This window comes from Streptomyces monashensis, assembly GCF_001866665.1.
Lineage (GTDB): Bacteria > Actinomycetota > Actinomycetes > Streptomycetales > Streptomycetaceae > Streptomyces > Streptomyces monashensis.
The window spans coordinates 81,726-102,170 of sequence record NZ_MLYO01000036.1 but is presented as its reverse complement, the minus strand read 5'-3'; the positions used below and the strand labels follow the sequence as shown (position 1 = coordinate 102,170).

The window sequence follows — 20,445 nt, the reverse complement described above, 5'->3', positions numbered from 1 at the left end:
GGGGCCCGGTACCAGAATGGGTCCGTGCCGACCAACAAGAAGCCCCAGGTGACCCCGGCAGCGGCCCGCCGCGGCGAACTTCTCACCACCGCCGCCGAGGTCTTCGCCGAGCACGGCTACAACGCCACCACCGTCCGCAAGATCGCCGACCACGCCGGGATGCTCGCGGGCAGCCTGTACTACCACTTCGACTCCAAGGAGTCGATGCTCGAGGAGATCCTGCGGACCTTCCTCGACGAGCTGTGGGACGGCTACGACACCGTCCTCGACTCCGCGCTCGGGCCCCGCGAGACACTGGAGGCCCTGGTCACCGAGTCCTTCCGGGAGATCGACCGGCACCGCGCGGCCGTCGCCATCTACCAGAAGGAGAGCCGGCAGCTCGTCGCCCAGGACCGGTTCGCGTTTCTCGCCGAGTCCCAGCGCCGGTTCGAGAAGGCCTGGCTGTCCACGCTGGAGCGCGGCGTGGCCGAGCACGTCTTCCGCGCCGACCTGGACGTCCGCCTCACCTACCGGTTCGTCCGCGACACCGTCTGGGTCGCCGCCTCCTGGTACCGGCCCGGCGGACAGCACAGCCCGGAGGAGATCGCCCGCCAGTACCTGTCGATGGTGCTGGACGGGATCGCCGTACGCGAGTGACACCGTCTGCGTCACGCCCCTTTCCTGTGAGGGAGTTGTCATGGCCGAGGCCTACATCGTCGAAGCGGTCCGCACGCCCGTCGGGCGGCGCGGGGGAGGGCTCAGCGCGGTCCACCCGGCCGACCTGGGCGCACACGTGCTCACCGCGCTGGTACAGCGGGCCGGGGTCGACCCGGCCGCCGTGGAGGACGTGGTCTTCGGCTGTCTGGACGCGGTGGGGCCGCAGGCCGGGGACATCGCCCGCACCTGCTGGCTGGCCGCGGGCCTGCCGGAGGAGGTGCCGGGCGTGACCGTCGACCGGCAGTGCGGGTCCTCCCAGCAGGCCGTGCACTTCGCCGCGCAGGCCGTGCTCTCCGGCACCCAGGACCTGGTGATCGCCGGCGGGGTGCAGAACATGTCCCAGATCCCCATCGCCTTCGCCTCCCGGCAGGCCGCGGCCCCCCTCGGCCTCACCGACGGCCCCTTCCTCGGCAGCCCCGGCTGGCGCGCCCGCTACGGCGACCAGCCCGTCAACCAGTTCGCCGGCGCCGAGATGATCGCCGCCAAGTGGGGCATCAGCCGCGAGGACCAGGAGGAGTTCGCCCTGCGCTCGCACCGGCGGGCCCTCCACGCCCTCGACACCGGCCGCTTCGAGCGCGAGACCGTCCCCCACGGCGAGGTCACCGGGGACGAGGGCCCCCGCCGCGACACCTCCCTGGAGAAGATGGCCGCGCTGAAACCCGTCCTCGACGGCGGCACCATCACCGCGGCCTGCTCCTCCCAGGTCTCCGACGGCGCCGCGGCCATGCTGCTCGCCTCGGAGCACGCCGTCCGCGAGCACGGGCTGCGCCCCCGCGCCCGCGTCCACCACCTCTCCGTGCGCGGCGAGGACCCGATCCGCATGCTCTCCGCGCCGATCCCGGCCACCGCCCACGCCCTGAAGAAGACCGGCCTGACGCTGGACGCCATCGACCTCGTGGAGATCAACGAGGCCTTCGCACCGGTTGTCCTGGCCTGGCTGAAGGAGACCGGCGCCGACCCTGCCAAGGTCAACGTCAACGGCGGCGCGATCGCCCTCGGCCACCCCCTCGGCGCGACCGGCGTCCGCCTGATGACGACCCTGCTCCACGAACTGGAACGCACCGGCGGCCGCTACGGCCTCCAGACCATGTGCGAGGGCGGCGGCCAGGCCAACGTGACGATCATCGAACGCCTCTGAGCCCCGCCAGCTGTGCCAGCACCTCCTCCGCCTCCTTCGCGATCCTCTCCACCAGCTCAGCGCACGACGGCAGGTCGTCGATCACCCCGGCGACCTGCCCGGACGCCATCACTCCGAGATCCGTACGGCCGTCCACCATCGCGGATCTCAGCAGCATCGGCGTGTTCGCCGCCAGCAGCACCTGACTCCAGCTCAGCTCCTTTCCGTGCTTCATGGCCAGGCCGTCCCGCACCATCGCCCGCCAGCTGAGCCCCGACAGCCGCCGGAAGCCGGCCGCCTTCCGCAGCGCGTGGGCCAGGGCCCGGATCCGGCCCGACTCCTCCAGCGCGGTCACCAGGTCCGTGCGCAGCATCCGGTGCGGCAGGCCGTCCACTGCCCGGGTGACCGTGACGTCCCGGACCGTCGCAGCGAGATAGCGGGCCTTCACCGCGTCCGGCACCGTCGAGTCGGAGGTGAGCAGGAACCGCGTGCCCATCGCCACCCCGGCCGCCCCGTACGCCAGCGCCGCCACCAGGCCCCGCCCGTCGAAGAAGCCGCCCGCCGCCACCACCGGTATGTCCACCGCGTCCACGACCTGCGGCAGCAGCACACTCGTCGCCACCTCGCCGGTGTGCCCGCCGCCCTCGCCGCCCTGCACGATCACCGCGTCCGCACCCCATGCGGCGACCTTCTCCGCATGCCGCCGCGCCCCGACGGACGGGATGACGACCACACCCGCGTCCTTCAGCCGGGCGATGAGCCCGGCGGAGGGTGCCAGGGCGAAGGAGGCCACCCGGACGCCCTCCGCCAGCATGATCTCCACCCGGTCGGCCGCGTCGCCGGTGTCGGCCCGCAGGTTCACCCCGAACGGCGCGTCGGTGCGCGACCTCACCTCCCTTATCGCGTCCCGTAGTCGACCGGGCGTCATCGTCGCCGAGGCCAGGATGCCGAGCGCGCCGGCGTTCGCCGCCGCCGAGACCAGCCGGGGGCCGGCCACCCAGCCCATCCCGGTCTGCACGATCGGATGGCGTATGCCGACCAGGCGGGTCAGCGGGGTGTCCATCCGCCCCTCACCCCCTCGCCGCCTCGGGCACCTCGCGCGTCCGCGCGCCGGCGGGGTCCAGCACCTCGCGGATCAGCCGCAGTTCCGCCTCCTCCGGCTCCCGGGTGCGGGGCACCTCGTCCGGCACGGTGAGCGCGAAACCCGTCGCCTCCCGCACCTGCTCCACGCTCACCCCGGGATGCAGCGAGGCCAGCCGCATGGAGTGGTCGGGGGTGGCGAAGTCGAAGGCGCCGAGGTCGGACACCACCCGTCCGAGGCCGTGGAAGCGGGCCGCGTCGCCCAGCCCGGCCGCCCGGTCGTACCCCACCCCGCACACCACGTCCACCCGCTCCACGAACACCCGTCGGGAGTGTCTCGGGATCCAGTAACTCGTCGGATTGTTCAGCGTGTTGAGTGGCGCTCCGCGCATCCCGAGCAGCTGGCGGCGAGGGTGCGACCAGTCGCCGATGCAGGAGATGTTCTGGTTGCCGTACCGGTCGATCTGGCTCGCGCCCATCATCACGTGCCGGCGCCCGCCCGCCACCAGCTCCAGATGCTGCCGGTACGGCAACCAGCCCTCGGGCGTGCCGTCGGGGCCGACCAGCAGAGCCTCGCCGTCGGTCAGCAGGAGGTCCGGCGCGAAGGTGAGCCGGGCCAGCCGCGCCCCCAGCGAGGGGACCAGACCCATCGGGCTCGCCAGGATCTCCCCGGCCCCGCGCCAGGCCTCGGCGCAGGCGATCACGCAGTACTCGGCGCGGGTGGGCGGGGAAAGGGGTGCCCGCGTGTCCGCAGTCTCCGGTGTGCTCATCCCGCCTGCTCCTTCCGCCACTTCCGAACCGCCGCCCGATAGGCCTCCTCGGCCGGGCCGAGGAACCGCTCGGCGAACTCCGGCCAGGGCGTGGTGGCGTAGAGCCGCTGGAACTCCTCGTCCCTGTCGTAGTCCGGCGAGCAGGACGTGAAGTGCGCGCCGTTCGGCGCCTCCACCACGCCGGTCACGGCGAGGCGTTTGAGCAGCAGCGACTGTGGCGGCGCCGCCTTGGTCAGCTCGGCTGTGTCCACGATCCGTTCGCAGGAGACGTAGGCCGCGTCCGCCGCCGCGCAGAACAGGTCGTCGAAGTAGGGATCCGGGCCCAGGTACTGCCCGTTGCCCAGCCGGTCGGCGCGGCTCATGTGGATGAGGGCCGCGTCCATCCACAGGGCGGGCATCGCCACCAGCGTCTCCCCGTCCTCGTACGGCGACGTGATCGTCTTCAGGTGCGGGTTGATCCGCATGACGTCCGAGCCGAGGCCCGCCCGCACCGGCAGGAAGGGCAGCCGGTGCGCCGCCGCGCGCAGGCCCGACAGGAACATGCCCTCGTCGACCTCCGTCAGCTCGAACCCCGCCCGCTCGCGCGCCGCCCGGTAGTGCGGCTCGAGCGGGATCGAGTCGAGGGTGACGAAGGCCGTGACCAGTTTGCGGATCCGGCCGGCCGCGGCCAGCATCCCGACGTCCGGGCCGCCGTACGACACGACCGTCAGGTCCGTGATGTCCGTCCGCAGCAGGGCTCTGACCAGCGTCATCGGCTTGCGCCTCGATCCCCAGCCGCCGATGCCGAGGGTCATCCCGCTCTGCAGCCGGGAGACCACCTCGTCGGCGCTCATCGTCTTGTCGCCCACCTATGCGCCCTCCTTCCCCGATGTGTCGCTCTTCGCTGATGTGGCACCGTTTCCGGCCGCGGCGCGGTCTTCGGCCGCGCCGCCGCTCCCACCGACGGCGCCGCCCTCGTCGGCCGTGTCACCGATCCCGGCTGTGTCGCTCCTGCCGGCCGCCCTGCCCCTGCCGCCCCCGCCGCCCCTCTCGCCCGTCCCGAACGTGTCGCGGACCCGGTCGGCCAGTCCGCTGAGGTTGGCCTCGAAGGTGAAGCCCTGCTCGAAGCGGTAGCTGCGGCGGACGTCGACCGGGTCGATGCCGTTGATCGCGGTCTTCGCCATGCGCAGCAGTTGGCCGTCCTTCGCGGCGATCTCGCGTGCCAGCCCCAGAGCCGCGTCCCGCAGTTCAGGCCGTGGCACCACCCGCCACACCGAGCCGTGCCGGTGCAGTTCGTCGGCGCTCGCCGTGCGCCCCGTGTAGTACAGGGCGCGCATCAGGTGCTGCGGGACCAGCCGGGCCAGATGGGTCGCGGCGCCCAGCGCGCCCCGGTCCAGCTCGGGCAGCCCGAAGACGGCGTCCTCGCTCGCCACGATCGCGTCCGCGTTGCCCACCAGGCCTATGCCGCCGCCCAGACAGAAGCCCTGCACCGCCGCGACCACCGGGACCGCGCACTCGTACACCGCCGCGAAGGCCTCGGCGCAGCCGTGGTTGGCGCCGATCAGGGCCTCTTGACCGGCCGCCTGTATCTCCTTGATGTCCACGCCCGCGTTGAACCCGCGGCCCTCGGCGGCCAGCACGACACAGCGGACGTCCGCGGCGCGGCCGGATGCGCGCACGGCCGCGGCCAGCTCGGACCAGCCGCGCACCGGCAGCGCGTTCACCGGCGGGAAGTCGACCGTGACGACGGAAATCCCTTTTTCCGGGGACGAACGGGAGACACCCATGGCCGCATCAGCTACCTTTCCACCAAACATTTGTTAGGTGCGATGGCTCCGAAGCTAGCAGCCTGCGCGGACAAGCGGGAGGCCCTGTGGATAACTCGACGGCGCACCCTGTGGACGAGGCGTCGCGCGCCACCACCGTGGTGGTCACCGGCGGCACCCGGGGCGTCGGTGCCGGGATAGCGCGGGCCTTTGCCGAGGCCGGAGCCCGTGTCCTGGCCTGCGCCCGCCGTCCTCCCGAACTCGCCGTCGACGGCGTGGAGTTCGCCCCGCTCGACCTGCGTGATCCGCCTGCCGTACGGGACTTCTTCGCCGGTCTGCCCCGGCTGGACGTGCTCGTCAACAACGCCGGAGGCACGCCGTACCGGCTGCTGGCCGACGCCGACGCCGATCGGCACGCCAGGGTCGTCGAGCTGAATCTGATCGCCCCGCTGACCGCGTCCCTCGCCGCGTACGAGCACCTGCGGCGCAGCCGGGGCTCGGTCGTCATGGTCGGCAGCGTCAGCGGCACCCGGCCCTCGCCCGGCTCGGCCGCGTACGGCGCCGCCAAGGCGGGCCTGGCGAACCTGGCCGCGTCCATGGCCGTGGAGTGGGCGCCGGAGGTCCGCGTCAACACGCTCGTGGTCGGCATGGTCCGCACCGAACTGGCACACCTGCACTACGGCGGCCCGGACGGCGTCGCCGCCGTCTCCCGCACCGTCCCGCTCGGCCGGCTCGCCGCCCCCGCCGACGTCGGCGGCGCGGCGGTCTTCCTCGCCTCCGACGCGGCCGCCTACATCAGCGGGGCGTGCCTGCACGTGCACGGCGGCGGGGAGCGGCCCGCCTTCCTGAACGCCTCAACAGCCAACCGTCAACCGGGAGATGTGAGATGAGCGCACTCTGCGACGGCCGGGTCGTCGTCGTCACCGGCGCCGGCCGCGGTCTTGGCCGCGCCCACGCCCTCGCCTTCGCGGCCGAGGGGGCTCGGGTGGTCGTCAACGATCTGGGCGTCGGGCTGGACGGAGCCCGCGACGCGAAGAGCCCGGCCGAGACCGTCGTCGCGGAGATCCGGGCCGCCGGCGGCGAGGCGGTGGCGCACGGCGGCGACGTCGCCACGGCCGAGGGCGCCGCGTCCCTGGTCCGGACGGCCCTGCAGACGTACGGCCGGCTCGACACGCTCGTCAGCAACGCCGGATTCCTGCGCGACCGGATGCTGGTCAATCTCGACGAGGACGACTGGGACGCCGTGATCCGCGTCCACCTGAAGGGGCACTTCCTGCCGCTGAAGCACGCGGCCGCGCACTGGCGGGCCGAGGCCAAGGCCGGGCGCACGCCGGTGGCCCGGGTCGTCCACACCAGCAGCGGCGCCGGGCTGCTGGGCTCGGTCGGGCAGGGCAACTACAGCGCCGCCAAGGCCGGGATCGTCGGCCTGACCCTGGTCGCGGCGGCCGAGCTGGCCCGCTACGGCGTCCAGGTCAACGCCGTCGCGCCCGCCGCCCGCACCCGCATGACAGAGCGCACCTTCGCGGAGACGATGGCGGCTCCGGCGACCGGTTTCGACGTCATGGCGCCCGGGAACGTCTCCCCGCTCGTGGTCTGGCTGGGCTCGGCCGCGAGCGAGGGCGTGACGGGCCGGGTGTTCGAGGCGGAGGGCGGCCGGATCACGGTCATGGAGGGCTGGCGGCCGGGCCCCAGCGCCGACAAGGGAGCACGCCGGACCCCGGTCGAGGCGGGCGAGACGGCGCGCGAACTCCTGACGGCGGCGCGGGAGCCGGGGCCGGTGTACGGCGCCTGAACCCCTCGGACCTCCGGCCCGCCGGAGGGAGAGCGGGTGCAGGGCGCGGTCGGGTGGGCAGGCCGGTGAACGGGCTAGGTGTCGCACTCCAGCACCGTCCTGCACACCCCGCACCGCGCGCGGACGCGCCCTTTCACCGGCACCCGGATCCGCTGGTGGCAGGTGGGGCAGGGGAAGCTGACGCGGAGGTGGCCGGCGGGGTCGGGGGTGAAGGCGTAGGAGGCGCCCGGCGCGGCGGAGGGCGCGTGCCGGCGGTCGTGGGCGTAGCGGCGCCGGCCCGCCCAGCCCGCGCCGGTCAGCGGTGGCTGCTGCTCGTCCCGGCGGGCCTGGGTCATGCCCTTGGTGTAGGCGGTGTAGGCCTGCGGGCTGGTGAACCACACCGACGGGTCCTCCCGGAACAGCAGCGCCCGTTTGGCCAGGACGTAGCCGAACTCCTCGGGGGTGAGATAGCCGAGCTTCTGCGAGGAGACCGCGTCCTCCCGGAAGGCGTCCAGCAGCAGCCAGCCCGCGCCCAGGTAGGTCGTCACCGTGTCCGTGAGGATCTCGTTCTCCGCCGTGGTCGGGAAGGAGAGGTCCAGGCGGTGCAGATAGACGTGCGCCACCTCGTGCGCGAGGGCGGCGCCGATGTCCCGGCGGTGCGTGCGGAAACGGTCGTTCAGTTCGACGAAGTACTCGGGGCCCGCGGCCAGTTCGACGTTCGCAGCGTGGGTCATCTCCCGGAAGCCGACGATCAGCCGCGCGTCCGGCAGCCGGAAGTGCCGCACGATCTCGCGGGCCACGCGCTGCGCGCCCAGGTGCAGGTCGTCGGTGTCGCAGAAGGCCACGTCGGCGGGGGCCAGACTGGTCGAGAACGTCTGGACGGTGTCGTAGGACAGCCGCTTGTAGAGCGCGTTGACCGCGGCCCGCACCGTCTCCAGGTGCGGGTAGCCGTGCTCGACGGGTCCGCCGTTCGCCACGTCCGCACCCCCAATGACGCCGGAACTCCTCTCCACTCTAGGCGCGGCGGGCCGTCGGTCACACGGGGAACAGCCGGGGCGCCCGCCGGTCCGGGGCGCTCTCCTCCAGCTCCAGCACCCACAGCTCGTTGTCGCCCTCCCGCAGCACCGGGCCGGGGACGTACAGGGACCGCTGGGGGCCCGCCGACCAGTAGCGGCCGAGACCGAAGCCGTTGATCCAGACGAAGCCGCGCGTCCAGCCGGGCAGCTCCAGCCGGGCGTCCCCGGCCCCGCGCACGGCGAGCGTGCCCCGGTACAGCCCCGGGGCGCCCTCCTGCGGCAGCGGGCCGAACGGCACCGCGTCCACGCCGGCGTCGAAGGCGTCCAGATCCAGCCCACGCGCGCGTACCCCGTGCAGGAACTGCCGCTCGTGCAGGATGCCGCCGGTGACGCCCTTCGCCTCGCCGAGCCGGGGACCGTAGTTCACCCGGCCCAGGGACTCCACCCACAGCTCCACGCGCGCGGGGCCCGCGACGGGCTCCTTCAGAGCCGGCTCCTCCTCGGTGAGCACCCCGGCCCGCGCCCCGTCGACGTACACCACCGCCAGGTCCCGCAGCCCGCGCACGCTCAGCGGGTACGGCTGCCGTGGCCCCGGCACCTCCACCGCGTACCGCACCAGGCCCCGGGTGATGCCCAGCTCCTCGAAGGACGGCGGCACGGGCGTCGCGCGCTCCTCGCCGCCCAGCGTCTCCAGTACGGTGTCCCGCCCTGCCCAGCCGGTGAGTGACGCCTCGGCCGGTGCCTCCAACACGGATGGCCGCGGCGGAAGTTCCGGCAGCGGGCCCGAGCCGTACGCGGCGAGGATCTCGCGGAAGCGCCAGAACTTCTCGGTGGGCAGGCCCTGTTCGTCGACCGGGGCGTCGTAGTCGTACGACGTCACGTCCGGCTCCAGCGGGCCCTCGTGCAGCTCGCCGCCGCCCCGGTTGGCGCCGGCCCAGCCCCCGAAGCTCGTGCCGCCGTGCGCCATGTACAGGTTCACCGAGGCCCCCGCGTCGAGGATCTCCCGCAGCGCCTCCGCGGCCTCGTCGGGGTCGCGTACGACGTGATCGCCGGACCAGTGGTCGAACCAGCCGCACCAGAACTCCATGCACATCAGCGGGCCCTCGGGGCGGTGACGGCGCAGTGTCTCGAAGCCCACGCGCGCGTGCGAGCCGAAGTTCACCGTGGCGAGCACCCCGGGCAGCGACCCCCCGGTCAGCATGTGGTCCTCGGGGCCGTCCGAGGTGAACAGCGGGACCGTGACCCCTTCCGCGCGCAGCAGCCCGGCCAGCTCGCCCAGATGGCCGGTGTCGCTGCCGTAGCTGCCGTACTCGTTCTCGACCTGCACCATGAGCACCGCACCGCCGCGGTCCAGCTGCCGGGGCACGATCTCGGGCAGCAGACGGCGGAACCACGCGCGTACATGCGACAGGTACTGTTCGTCCCGGGTACGCGCGCGTGTGCCCACCTCGTGGGTCAGCCACGCCGGCAGGCCGCCGTTCTCCCACTCGGCGCAGATGTAGGGGCCGGGCCGCACGATCGCCCACAGGCCCTCCTCCCGGACCGCGTCGAGGAACCGGCCGAGCGCCTGCACGTCCCGGAACGTGCCGGGGCGCGGCTGGTGCAGATTCCACGGGACGTACGTCTCCACGCAGTTCAGGCCCATCGCCCGCAGCATCGCCAGCCGGTGCCGCCACTGCGCCTCGTGCACCCGGAAGTAGTGCAGGGCCCCGGACAGCAGCCGCACCGGTCGCCCGTCCAGCAGGAAATCGCTTTCCCCCACCGTGAACTCGCTCATGCCGCCCAGTCTCGCCCCTGGCGGAGCGCCATGCCATGGACGAAGATCGGCGGTGCTTGGACAAAACGCCGCGCGGCGGGAATCCGTGGTGGCCGACGCCGGGAGGAGCGCCGATGTACCAGACCTGGATGCGGTTCTTCAGCCCCGCTCCCGCGCACCACCGCCTCGGCCTGGTCTGTCTCGGCGTCGGCCTCCAGCACGGCGCGCTGCCCGTGGTCGGCCCGCGCACCCTCGACCACCACGTCGCCGTCGTGATCAGTTCGGGCGGCGGCTGGTACCGGGCCGCGGACGGCCGCCGTACGGCCGTCACCGCGCCCGCGCTGCTCTGGCTCACGCCCGGCGTGCCCCACCACTACGCGCCCGACCCGGGCACCGGCTGGGACGAGGGCTTCGTCGACTTCGCCGGGCCCGCCGCCGCGACGTACACCGAGCTCGGCTACATCGAGCCGGAGCGGCCCGTCGTGCCGCTCTCCGACGCCTCCGGGCCCCGCGCGGTGGTCGCCCGCATCGTCCGCGCCGCCCGCCGGGGCAACCCCCTGCTGGAGGTGGAGACCGGCGCCGCCGTGCACGAACTCCTCGTCGCCCTGCGCCGGGCCCGCGCCGACCTCGCCCCGGACGGCGACCAGGTGCTGGAGGCCCTCGCCCGGGACGCCTGCACCCCGATGAGCGTCGCCGACCACGCGCGCGTGCACGGCATGACCCCCGCCGAGCTGCGCGGCGCCGTCCGCCGGGCCGCCGGGTGCAGCCCCAAGGACTACCTGCTCGGCATCCGCCTCGCCCGCGCCAAGGAACTCCTCGCCGCCACCGAGCTGCCCGTCGCGGCCGTCGCACGCCGCGTGGGCTACGACGACCCCGCCTACTTCTCCCGGCTCTTCGCGCGCCGTGTGGGCCTCGCCCCCGTCCGCTTCCGCGCCCAGCAGGGCCGTGTCGTCCCCGGCGGCTGGAGCGACCGGGTGCCGGACCCCGCCGATCCTGCGATGATCCACTCTCCGGACACCCCGTAGACGTAAGCCGGCGACCGCATAGGGTTGGCAGCCATGACCACCAGCAACACCGGCACCGGTGACATGCAGCCCGAGGTCCGCCAGGAACTGGAGCGGCTGCGCGACAGCATCGACAACATCGACGCGGCCGTCGTCCACCTGCTCGCCGAGCGGTTCAAGGCCACCCAGCAGGTCGGCCGGCTCAAGGCCGTGCACCAGCTGCCGCCCGCCGACCCGGGCCGCGAGTCCCGCCAGATCGAGCGGCTGCGCCGCCTCGCCGAGAACGCCAAGCTCGACCCGGCCTTCGCCGAGAAGTTCCTGAACTTCATCATCGCCGAGGTCATCCGCCACCACGAGCGGATCGCCGAGGACACCGCCAACGCCCAGTCCGTGGACGGCTGACCGCCGGACACCGGAGCGCCGGCCCCGGTGTCCGGCAGGACGAAGTCGGGGCGACCCGATCGGCGATCCGGACATATATCGCGAACCGGTCCACCCCCTGTCCGCTGTCAGTGCTATCGGGCAGCATGGCCTGCATGTCCGTACTCACGCGCGACGAAGCGCAGCTCCGAGCACAGCTCCTCGACGTCCACCGGTACACGGTCGAACTGGACCTGACGACCGGGGACGAGACCTTCGACTCCCGCACCGCGATCCGCTTCACCGCGCGGTCCGCCGGGGACACGTTCGTGGAGCTGAAGCCCGCGGAGCTGCGCACGGTCACGCTCGACGGACAGCCCCTCGACCCGGAGTCGCTCGCCGACGGCCGGCTGCCGCTGAAGAACCTCGCCGCGGGCGAGCACGAACTGCGCGTCGACGCGGCCATGCGCTACTCCCGCACCGGCGAGGGCATGCACCGCTTCACCGACCCCAGCGACGGCGAGGCGTACGTCTACACGCAGATGTTCATGGACGACGTCCAGCGTGTCTTCGCCGCCTTCGACCAGCCCGACCTGAAGGCCGTCTTCGAGGTCTCCGTCAGGGCGCCCGAGGGGTGGACCGTCCTCGCCAACGGCATCGTCGACCAGCGCGCCGACGGGGTCTGGCAGGCCGCGCCCACCCCGCTGATCTCGACCTACCTCGTCGCCGTCGCCGCCGGCCCCTGGCACTCGGTGCGCACCGAGCACCGCGGACTGCCCTTCGGCATCCACTGCCGCCGCTCCCTCGCGCCCCACCTCGACACCGACGCCGACGAGATCTTCGAGGTCACGCGTGCGTGCTTCGACCGGTACCACGAGAAGTTCGAGGAGCCGTACCCCTTCGACTCCTACGACCAGGCGTTCGTCCCCGAGTTCAACGCGGGCGCGATGGAGAACCCGGGCCTGGTCACCTTCCGCGACGAGTTCGTCTACCGCTCCGCCGTCACCGACACCGAGCGGCAGACCCGCGCCATGGTCATCGCGCACGAGATGGCCCACATGTGGTTCGGCGACCTCGTCACCCTCAAGTGGTGGGACGACATCTGGCTGAACGAGTCCTTCGCCGAGTACATGGGCTACCAGACCACCGCCGAGGCCACCCGGTTCACCGACCCGTGGACCGAGTTCGGCGTCACCCGCAAGGCCTGGGGCTACGACGCCGACCAGCGCCCCACCACCCACCCGGTCGCCCCCGAGAACGTCGACGACACGGCCTCCGCGCTGCTCAACTTCGACGGCATCTCCTATGCCAAGGGCGCCTCCGCGCTGCGCCAACTGGCCGCCTGGCTCGGCGAGAAGGACTTCCTCGCCGGCATCAACACCCACTTCGCGCGGCACAAGTTCGGCAACGCCACCCTCGCCGACTTCATCGACTCCCTCGCCTCCGCCACCGACCGCGACGTGCCCGCCTGGGCCGACAGCTGGCTGCGCACCACGGGCGTCGACACCCTCACTCCCCGGATCACCTCCGCCGACAGCACCTTCACCCTGACCGTCGACCGCGCGGGCAGCCGCCCGCACCGCCTCACCGTCGGCCTGTACGACCGCGACGTCGCCGACGAGGGCCGCCTCGTGCTGCGCGAGCGCCGCGACCTCGACGTCCCGCAGAGCGACCCGGAGCCCCTCGGCAAGCGCCCCGCGCTGCTCCTGCTCAACGACGGCGACCTCACCTACGCCAAGGTCCGCTTCGACGCCGACTCCTTCGAGTCGCTGCGCGCCGGACTGTCCGGCCTGCCCGACCCGCTCACCCGCGCGGTCGTCTGGAACGCCCTGCGGGACGCCGTGCGCGACGGTGAACTGCCGCCCGCCGCCTACCTGGAGACGGCCCGCACCCACCTGCCGCGCGAGACCGATCTGGCACTCGTCCAGGGCGTCCTCGCCTTCGCCTCCGGGCAGATCGCGGACCAGTACCTGAGCGCGCGGGAGCGCCCGGCGGCCCTGTCCACCCTCACCTCCCTCTGCCGCGACCTGCTGCGCCGCACCGAGGACGGCGACCACCCCGGCCTGCGCCTGATCGCCGTACGGCATCTGATCGGCGTCGCCGCCCACCCCGACACCATCGCCGCCTGGCTCGCCGACGGCACGGTGCCCGGCGGGCCGGAGACCGACCCCGAGCTGCGCTGGCGGATACTCGCCCGGCTCGCCGTCCTCGGCGCCACCGACGAGGCCACGATCGCCGCCGAGCTGGAGCGCGACCCGAGCGCCACCGGCCAGGAGGGCGCCGCCCGCTGCCGCGCGGCCCTGCCGGACCCGGAGGCCAAGCGCGCGGCCTGGGAGGCCATGTTCACGGGCGACGACCTGTCCAACTACCTCTTCACGGCCACCGCGCAGGGCTTCTGGCAGCCCGAACAGGCCGATCTGGTGCGGGAGTACGTGCCGCGCTTCTACCCGGACGCGGTCGCCGTCAGCGCCCGCCGCGGCCCCGCCATCGCGCAGGCCGCCGCCCGCTGGGCCTTCCCGGCCCACGCCGTCGACGCCGAGAACGTGGACCTCGGCGAGGCCTGTCTGCGCGACGCCGATCCCACCCCGGCCCTGCGCCGCACCCTCGCCGACCGCCTCGACGACCTCTCCCGCGCCCTGCGCGTGCGCGGCGGGCAGGAGACGCAGGAGGAGCCCCGCGGGACGGGGGAGACCCAGGGGGCGTAGGACGCAAGTCCAAGGGCGCCCTGCCCGCGGGGGGCCGACGAGGAGCGGCCCCCCGGGCGGCCGCCCGGTTCGCCGGGGCGAGCGCCCTCTGCCCCCACGCGCAGGCGGGCACGCCCGAGCTGCTCCGGGCGGCCCGCGAACAGGGCGTACGGCACGGCGTCCTGCTCTCCAGCGCCGTCATCGCCGAGGGCGCCGACGAGACCCACCCCGTCTGCGCGGGTGTCCGGACCGCGCCCGTCCGTGAGGACGACATCGCGGCCGCCGCCGAGCGGACCCTGCTCGACGGCGGGCACGGGGTGCCGTGCACCGGCCGACCGGACCGCAGCCGATCACCGATGCCGCGCAGGGCGCGGCGATCGGCGCGGCCGCCGGTGGGCAGGGGCCCGGTCGAGGCGGTCGGGGAGCTGTTCCCGCACGTGCCGCCGCAGATGCTCGAACGGCTGCTGCGGACCATCGCGGATGCCGTCGGCGCGACGCCGGAGATCACCGACACGGTCGGGAAGCTCACCGGCACCACGGCCAGCCCCTTTCACCCGCTGGGCCCGCGAGCACGCCGCGGACTGCGGCGGACGGGTGTGACCCTGCGGGCATGACCCCACGGGCATAATCCCAACGCATTTTCCCCGCACGGCAGTACCCACTTTCGGGTTCTGATCGTCGGTATTTCGGGACACACGGGCGACTTCCCGTACAAGCTGGAAACCGAAGGCCGGCCCGAGAGCGCCCGAAAGCGGAGGACAGCCGATGCCCGGTGACCACCCTCTGCCCGCCCCGGCGCTCGCCTCGGGCCCCCGGAGACCCGACGGCCCGGCAGCCCTGCGCCCCCTGCTCGGCACCGTCCTCGACGCGCTCGAGGCCGGTGCCCGGGTGCGGGGCGGGCCGTTGCCCGCCGGGGGACCCGAGGCGGTCGCGGCGCACGTCGCCGACGTGCTCGGGGACGCGCTGCCGGAGCGCGGTGACCCCGACGCCCTGCGCACCCTCGTGCAGGTCCTCGCCGAGGGCGCCGCCGACCCGGCCGACCCACTGTGCGCGGCCCACCTGCACTGCCCGCCGCTCGCCGTGGCCACCGCCGCCGACCTCGCGGCGAGCGTGCTCAACCCGTCCCTGGACTCCTGGGACCAGGCCCCGGCCGCATCCGTCCTGGAAGCCGCGGTCACCCGCGCGCTCGCCCACGCGGCCGGGCTCGCCGACGCCCTCGTCACCACCGGCGGCACCGAGTCCAACCAACTCGCCCTGCTGCTCGCCCGCGAGGCGCACGGCGCCGGCGTCCGGCTGGTCTGCGGGACGAACGCCCACCACTCGCTCGCTCGTGCCGCCTGGCTCCTCGGCCTGCCCGATCCGGTCGTCGTCCCCGCCCCGAGCGGCGTCCTCGACCCGGCCGCCCTGGACGCGGCCCTCACCACGCTTCCCGGTCCGCTGCTGGTCGCCGCCACCGCCGGCACCACCGACGCCGGTCTCATCGACCCGCTCCCCGAGATCGCCGGCCTGTGCGCCGCCCACGGCACCCGGCTGCACATCGACGCCGCCTACGGCGGAGGCCTGCTGTTCAGCGACCGGCACCGGGACCGACTCGCCGGACTCGAAGCCGCCCACACCGTAACCCTCGACCTGCACAAGCTCGGCTGGCAGCCCGTCGCCGCAGGCCTCCTCGCCCTCGCCCGCCCCGCCGAACTCGCCGCACTGCGCCAGCGCGCCGACTACCTGAACGCCGACGACGACATCGAGGCCGGCCTCCCCGACCTGCTCGGCCGCTCCCTGCGCACCACCCGCCGCCCCGACATCCTCAAGATCGCCGTCACCCTGAAGACCGTCGGCCGCGCCGGACTCGGCGCCCTGGTCGACCAGGTCTGCGCCCACGCGCGCGCGTTCGCCGCCCTGGTCGACGCACACCCCGGCTTCGAGCTGTACGACCGGCCGGTGATCAGCACGGTGCTGTTCCGGCCGGCGGCAGCCGGCGACGACGCCGTGGCCGCCGTACGCCGCCGGCTGCTGCACGAGGGCCGGGCCGTCCTCGGGCGGGCCCGGCTCGACGGCCGGCTCTGGCTCAAGGCCACCTTCCTCAACCCCCGCACCCGGCCGGACGACCTGACCCGGCTGCTGGAACTCACACAAGCCCGCCTGGCGAACCCCGCAGAAGCCGGTCGGACGGAACCCGCAGAAGAAGGCACCCCCGCATGAGCAACCCCCCACGCCACGAGCCCGACTCCCCCCGCGACCTCGTCGGCATCGGCATCGGCCCCTGCAACCTCTCCCTGGCCGCGCTCGCCGACCCGCTCGCCGAACTCGACGCCGTGTTCTACGAACAGCGCCCGGGCTTCGACTGGCACCCCGGCCTGCTCATCGAGGGCGCCACCATCCAGGTTCCGTTCCTCGCCGACCTGGTGACCCTCGCCGACCCCACCAGCCCCTGGAGCTTTCTGAGCTTCCTGCGGTCCCGCGAGCGGCTCTTCCCCTTCTACTTCGCCGAGCGCTTCCACATCCAGCGCGCCGAGTACGACGCCTACTGCCGCTGGGTCGCGCAGAGCCTGCCGGGGCTGCGCTTTCGCCACCAGGTCGACTCGGTGCGCTGGAACCCCGAACGGGACGTGTTCGAGGTCGACTTCGCCCAGCTCGACGCCGAGGGCGAGGCCGAGGCCCTGGGCCGTACGTACACGCGCAACATCGTCCTCGGCGTCGGCACCGCACCCCATGTGCCGGACGCGCTCAAGCCGCTGGTGGACGCCCCGGGGGTGCCGGTCGTCCACGCCGCCGACTACCTGGACCACCGCGCCGCCGTCCTGGCCGCCGACCACGTCACCGTCGTCGGCTCCGGACAGTCCGGCGCCGAGGTCTTCCTCGACCTGCTGCGGCACCGCCCGGCGGGCCGTGAGCAACTGCACTGGATCGGCCGCAGCGAGGCGTTCGCGCCGATGGAGTACTCCAAGCTGGGCCTGGAGCACTTCACCCCCGACTACACGCGCTACTTCCACGCCCTCGCCGAGCCCGTCCGCGACCGGCTGATCGCCGCCCAGTGGCAGCTGCACAAGGGCATCGACGCGGGCACCCTCGCCGCCATCCACGACGAGCTGTACCGGCGCACCCTGCACGGCGGCTGGCCGGATGCCGTGCTCACCCCCGGCGTCCGGGTGCGCACGGCCGGCCGGATCGCGACCACCCAGGTCGAACTCCATCTGGAGCACCTCCAGCAGGGCACCCGCACCCGGCTCACCACCGGCGCCGTCGTCCTCGCCACCGGCTACCGGGAGCGCCCGCTCGACCGCATCCTCGCCGGCCTCGACCCCTACATCCGCCGCGACAGCAGCGAACGCCCGCGCATCGACGAGGAGTTCCGGCTCGTCCTGGACCCGTCCGTGACCGGCTCGGTCTACGTCCAGAACGCCGAGCTGCACACCCACGGCGTCGGCGCGCCCGACCTCGGCCTCGCCGCCTGGCGCAGCGCCACCATCCTCAACTCGCTCACCGGCAAGAACCCTTACCCGCTGGCCGAGCGAACCGCCTTCACCACCTTCGGACTTCAGGAGGGTCTGCCGCGGGTGCCGCTCGCCCGGCAGGCCGGCCGGCAGCTGACGCCCCTCGCCGACGGAAGGTAAGAAGCCCGCAAGGGCCGGAAGAACTCCGGCGACGGCGGTGTTGGCGGCTTCCATGACCACGACATGGATCGCCGCCCACCGCACCGCCGTCATCGACCCCGACGAGGACTTCGCGCTCTTCCAGAGCCGGGGTTTCACCGACCAGACCGTACGACAGACCCTGCGGCTGGCCGGGGGAGGTGAGGCGGTACGGATCACGCTCAGCAACCGTTACGGCAAGAAGCCACTGGAGATCGGCGGCGCGCACGTCCGGGGCGACGGGATCGACGCCCCGCTCACCTTCGACGGGACCGGGACCGTCACGATCCCGGCGGGCGGGGACCTCGTCTCCGACCCGGTCGAGGAGCCCGTCGCCGCGGGCCAGGTGCTCACGGTCGGCCTCTATCTGCCCGGTGACACCGGCCTGACGACCTTCTCCGCGGTGCCGTACGACAGCGGCTGGGCCGCCCCCGGCGACCAGCTGACCGCGCGGACCCTGCGGGACGCCGAGGAGGTGCCCACCGGGCACTTCGGGATCGGCGCCGACGTCCGCGCGCCCGAGGGCACCCGGATCGCGGTCGCCTTCGGGGACTCCTGGATCGAGGGCGCGGCCACCACACCCGGTCTCGACAACAGCTTCCCCTCCCAGCTGGGCCGCAGGCTGCCCCGCGGCTGGATCGTCAACCAGGGCGTCTCCGGCAACCGCCTGCTGACCGACGAGATCGGCGAGCACCTCCTCGCCCGCGTCGACCGGGACGTCCTCGCGGTGCCGGGCGTGAGCCACGTCCTGATCCACATCGGCCTCAACGACCTCGGTCTGCCGGGCCACATCGCCTTCCCCGAGCCCGGCGAGCTCCCCACGGCCGACGCACTCATCGCCGGTCTCACCGCGCTCGCCGACCGGCTGCACGCCGCCGGGCTGACCGTCGTCGGCTCCACCATCGGCCCGTACCGCGGCACGGTCTACGACGGCTACGACAGCGAGGCCGGGCAGGCCGTCCGCCGCGCGGTCAACGCCTGGCTGCTGGGGGAGGAGCACCCCTTCGACGGCATCCTGGACGTCGCCGCCGCCGTCGCGGACCCGGCCGAACCCGACCGGATCCGCGAGGAGTTCGACAGCGGTGACGGTCTGCACGTCAACGACGTCGGCGCGAAGGCGATCGCCGAGGCCGCCGAGCTGTCCCTGCTGAGGCTCTAGCGAATCCGGTAACCTCATCGGCCTTCCGTAGAGAAATTCGCTCATCGGAGCGAGTGACCGCAAAATTCAACACTTGTCAACGGCCCTTCACTCAAAGGTTGTTGAGTGGTCATGCGGGGCCGATTCCCTACCGACGGGTAAGGCCTAGGCTCGACGTATGCGCCGAGCAAAGATCGTCTGTACTCTGGGGCCCGCCACCGACTCGTACGACCAGATCAAGGCACTGGTCGAGGCCGGAATGGACGTCGCCCGCCTCAACCTCAGCCACGGTACGCACGCCGATCACGAGGAGCGCTATCAGCGCGTACGGAAGGCGGCCGACGAGACCGGCCGCAGCGTCGGAATTCTCGCCGACCTTCAAGGTCCGAAGATCCGGCTCGGTCACTTCGGCGAAGGACCCGTACTCCTTGAACGCGGCGACGAGTTCACCATCACCGTGGAGGAGGGCGTCGCGGGCGACCGCCACCGGTGCGGCACCACCTACGCCGGCCTCGCCGCCGACGTCACTCCCGGTGAGCGCGTCCTCGTCGACGACGGCAAGGTCTGCCTGGAGGTCACGGCCGTCGACGGCCCGTGCGTGCACACCCGGGTCGTCGAGGGCGGCATGGTCTCCGACCACAAGGGGCTGAACCTCCCCGGTGTCGCCGTCTCCGTCCCCGCCCTCTCCGCGAAGGACGAGGACGACCTGCGCTGGGCGCTGCGCACCGGCGTCGACGTCATCGCCCTGTCCTTCGTGCGCAGCGGCGGGGACGCCGAGGACGTGCACCGCATCATGGCCGAGGAGGGCCGCCGCCTCCCGGTGATCGCCAAGGTCGAGAAGCCGCAGGCCGTCGAGAACCTCGACGAGATCGTCGCCGCCTTCGACGGGATCATGGTCGCGCGCGGCGACCTGGGCGTGGAGATGCCGCTGGAGCAGGTCCCGATCGTGCAGAAGCGCGCGGTCAAGCTCGCCCGGCGCAACGCCAAGCCGGTCATCGTCGCCACCCAGATGCTCGACTCGATGATCGAGAACTCCCGCCCGACCCGCGCCGAGGCCTCCGACGTGGCCAACGCCGTCCTCGACGGCACGGACGCGGTGATGCTCTCCGGCGAGACCAGCGTCGGCAGGTACCCGGTCGAGACCGTGCGCACCATGGCGAAGATCGTGGAGGCGGCCGAGGAGGACATGCTCGCGGCGGGCCTGCCTCCGCTGACCGAGAGCAACAAGCCGCGTACCCAGGGCGGCGCGGTCGCCCGGGCCGCCGCCGAGATGGGCGACTTCCTCGGCGCGAAGTTCCTCGTCGCGTTCACGCAGTCGGGAGACACCGCCCGTCGGCTGTCCCGCTACCGCTCGCCGATTCCGCTGCTCGCGTTCACGCCGGAGCCGGCCACCCGCTCCCAGCTCAGCTTCACCTGGGGCGCGGAGACGTTCCTCGGCCCGCACGTCGACTCCACCGACGCCATGGTCGACCAGGTGGACGAGCTGCTCCTGAAGTACGGCCGCTGCCGCACGGGCGACGTCGTGGTGATCACGGCCGGTTCCCCGCCAGGGGTCTCCGGCTCGACCAACATGGTCCGGGTCCACCACATCGGTGAGGACGACAGCCCGAAGCAGTCACGGGTGACACGGAACAGGTGACACGAAAAGGGCCCCTCGGTCGAGGGGCCTTCATCTCTTT

At 73.3% G+C, this 20,445-nt stretch carries 18 protein-coding genes; 12 read left to right on the top strand and 6 right to left on the bottom strand.

Features of this window, described 5'->3' with window-relative positions; all coding sequences use genetic code 11:
• Positions 1 to 24: 24 nt before the first annotated feature.
• Entirely contained in the window at positions 25 to 636 is a 612-nt protein-coding gene (locus BIV23_RS22715; RefSeq protein WP_071382764.1) for a TetR/AcrR family transcriptional regulator, read from the top strand.
• A gap of 40 nt (positions 637 to 676) precedes the next feature.
• The gene (locus BIV23_RS22710; protein ID WP_071382763.1) at positions 677 to 1,834 is read left to right on the top strand and encodes an acetyl-CoA C-acetyltransferase; all 1,158 of its coding nucleotides are present in this window, start codon (positions 677 to 679) and stop codon (positions 1,832 to 1,834) included.
• On the opposite strand, the gene BIV23_RS22705 is transcribed toward BIV23_RS22710, so the two are convergent.
• From BIV23_RS22705 to BIV23_RS22690, 4 genes are read right to left on the bottom strand one after another with little or no spacing between them, the layout of a single operon-like run.
• Positions 1,818 to 2,876 (bottom strand): NAD(P)H-dependent flavin oxidoreductase, encoded by a 1,059-nt coding sequence (locus BIV23_RS22705; protein WP_071382762.1) that lies wholly within the window; start codon positions 2,874 to 2,876, stop codon positions 1,818 to 1,820. The genes BIV23_RS22710 and BIV23_RS22705 overlap by 17 nt on opposite strands.
• A gap of 7 nt (positions 2,877 to 2,883) precedes the next feature.
• Positions 2,884 to 3,663 (bottom strand): CoA-transferase subunit beta, encoded by a 780-nt coding sequence (locus BIV23_RS22700; RefSeq protein ID WP_071382761.1) that lies wholly within the window; start codon positions 3,661 to 3,663, stop codon positions 2,884 to 2,886.
• The gene (locus BIV23_RS22695) at positions 3,660 to 4,511 is read right to left on the bottom strand and encodes a CoA transferase subunit A (RefSeq protein ID WP_071382760.1); all 852 of its coding nucleotides are present in this window, start codon (positions 4,509 to 4,511) and stop codon (positions 3,660 to 3,662) included. Before BIV23_RS22695 ends, BIV23_RS22700 begins: the two co-directional genes overlap by 4 nt.
• Positions 4,512 to 5,429, bottom strand: coding sequence for an enoyl-CoA hydratase family protein (locus BIV23_RS22690; RefSeq protein ID WP_079173300.1), 918 nt, complete (start codon positions 5,427 to 5,429; stop codon positions 4,512 to 4,514).
• 86 nt (positions 5,430 to 5,515) lie between these two features.
• Between BIV23_RS22690 and BIV23_RS22685 the strand changes: the two genes are divergently transcribed.
• Positions 5,516 to 6,298 (top strand): SDR family oxidoreductase, encoded by a 783-nt coding sequence (locus BIV23_RS22685; protein ID WP_245790603.1) that lies wholly within the window; start codon positions 5,516 to 5,518, stop codon positions 6,296 to 6,298.
• Positions 6,295 to 7,200 (top strand): SDR family oxidoreductase, encoded by a 906-nt coding sequence (locus BIV23_RS22680; protein WP_071382759.1) that lies wholly within the window; start codon positions 6,295 to 6,297, stop codon positions 7,198 to 7,200. The genes BIV23_RS22685 and BIV23_RS22680 overlap by 4 nt, the downstream gene beginning before the upstream one ends.
• 74 nt (positions 7,201 to 7,274) lie before the next feature.
• On the opposite strand, the gene BIV23_RS22675 is transcribed toward BIV23_RS22680, so the two are convergent.
• Together BIV23_RS22675 and BIV23_RS22670 are read right to left on the bottom strand one after the other, a co-directional pair.
• Positions 7,275 to 8,156: a hypothetical protein gene (locus BIV23_RS22675; protein ID WP_071382758.1), complete on the bottom strand. Its 882-nt coding sequence runs from the start codon at positions 8,154 to 8,156 to the stop codon at positions 7,275 to 7,277.
• A 58-nt stretch (positions 8,157 to 8,214) separates the two neighbouring features.
• Positions 8,215 to 9,972 (bottom strand): glycoside hydrolase family 35 protein, encoded by a 1,758-nt coding sequence (locus BIV23_RS22670; protein WP_071382757.1) that lies wholly within the window; start codon positions 9,970 to 9,972, stop codon positions 8,215 to 8,217.
• A 113-nt stretch (positions 9,973 to 10,085) separates the two neighbouring features.
• Here BIV23_RS22670 and BIV23_RS22665 point away from each other — a divergent pair, with 113 nt between their 5' ends.
• From BIV23_RS22665 to pyk, 8 genes are all read left to right on the top strand, one after another.
• The gene (locus BIV23_RS22665) at positions 10,086 to 10,976 is read left to right on the top strand and encodes a helix-turn-helix domain-containing protein (RefSeq protein WP_071382756.1); all 891 of its coding nucleotides are present in this window, start codon (positions 10,086 to 10,088) and stop codon (positions 10,974 to 10,976) included.
• A 33-nt stretch (positions 10,977 to 11,009) separates the two neighbouring features.
• Positions 11,010 to 11,357, top strand: coding sequence for a chorismate mutase (locus BIV23_RS22660; protein ID WP_071382755.1), 348 nt, complete (start codon positions 11,010 to 11,012; stop codon positions 11,355 to 11,357).
• A 134-nt stretch (positions 11,358 to 11,491) separates the two neighbouring features.
• A complete protein-coding gene (gene pepN / locus BIV23_RS22655; RefSeq protein WP_071382909.1) occupies positions 11,492 to 14,020 on the top strand; it encodes an aminopeptidase N in 2,529 nt (842 codons plus the stop codon).
• 335 nt (positions 14,021 to 14,355) lie between these two features.
• Positions 14,356 to 14,613 (top strand): hypothetical protein, encoded by a 258-nt coding sequence (locus tag BIV23_RS22650; RefSeq protein WP_143079098.1) that lies wholly within the window; start codon positions 14,356 to 14,358, stop codon positions 14,611 to 14,613.
• A gap of 151 nt (positions 14,614 to 14,764) precedes the next feature.
• The gene (locus tag BIV23_RS22645; RefSeq protein ID WP_071382753.1) at positions 14,765 to 16,198 is read left to right on the top strand and encodes a pyridoxal phosphate-dependent decarboxylase family protein; all 1,434 of its coding nucleotides are present in this window, start codon (positions 14,765 to 14,767) and stop codon (positions 16,196 to 16,198) included.
• Positions 16,195 to 17,610: a lysine N(6)-hydroxylase/L-ornithine N(5)-oxygenase family protein gene (locus BIV23_RS22640; protein ID WP_071382752.1), complete on the top strand. Its 1,416-nt coding sequence runs from the start codon at positions 16,195 to 16,197 to the stop codon at positions 17,608 to 17,610. The genes BIV23_RS22645 and BIV23_RS22640 overlap by 4 nt, the downstream gene beginning before the upstream one ends.
• Positions 17,611 to 17,662: 52 nt before the next feature.
• Positions 17,663 to 18,787: a GDSL-type esterase/lipase family protein gene (locus BIV23_RS22635; protein ID WP_071382751.1), complete on the top strand. Its 1,125-nt coding sequence runs from the start codon at positions 17,663 to 17,665 to the stop codon at positions 18,785 to 18,787.
• Positions 18,788 to 18,944: 157 nt separating this feature from the next.
• Positions 18,945 to 20,405, top strand: coding sequence for a pyruvate kinase (gene pyk / locus BIV23_RS22630; RefSeq protein WP_071382750.1), 1,461 nt, complete (start codon positions 18,945 to 18,947; stop codon positions 20,403 to 20,405).
• Positions 20,406 to 20,445: the final 40 nt, after the last annotated feature.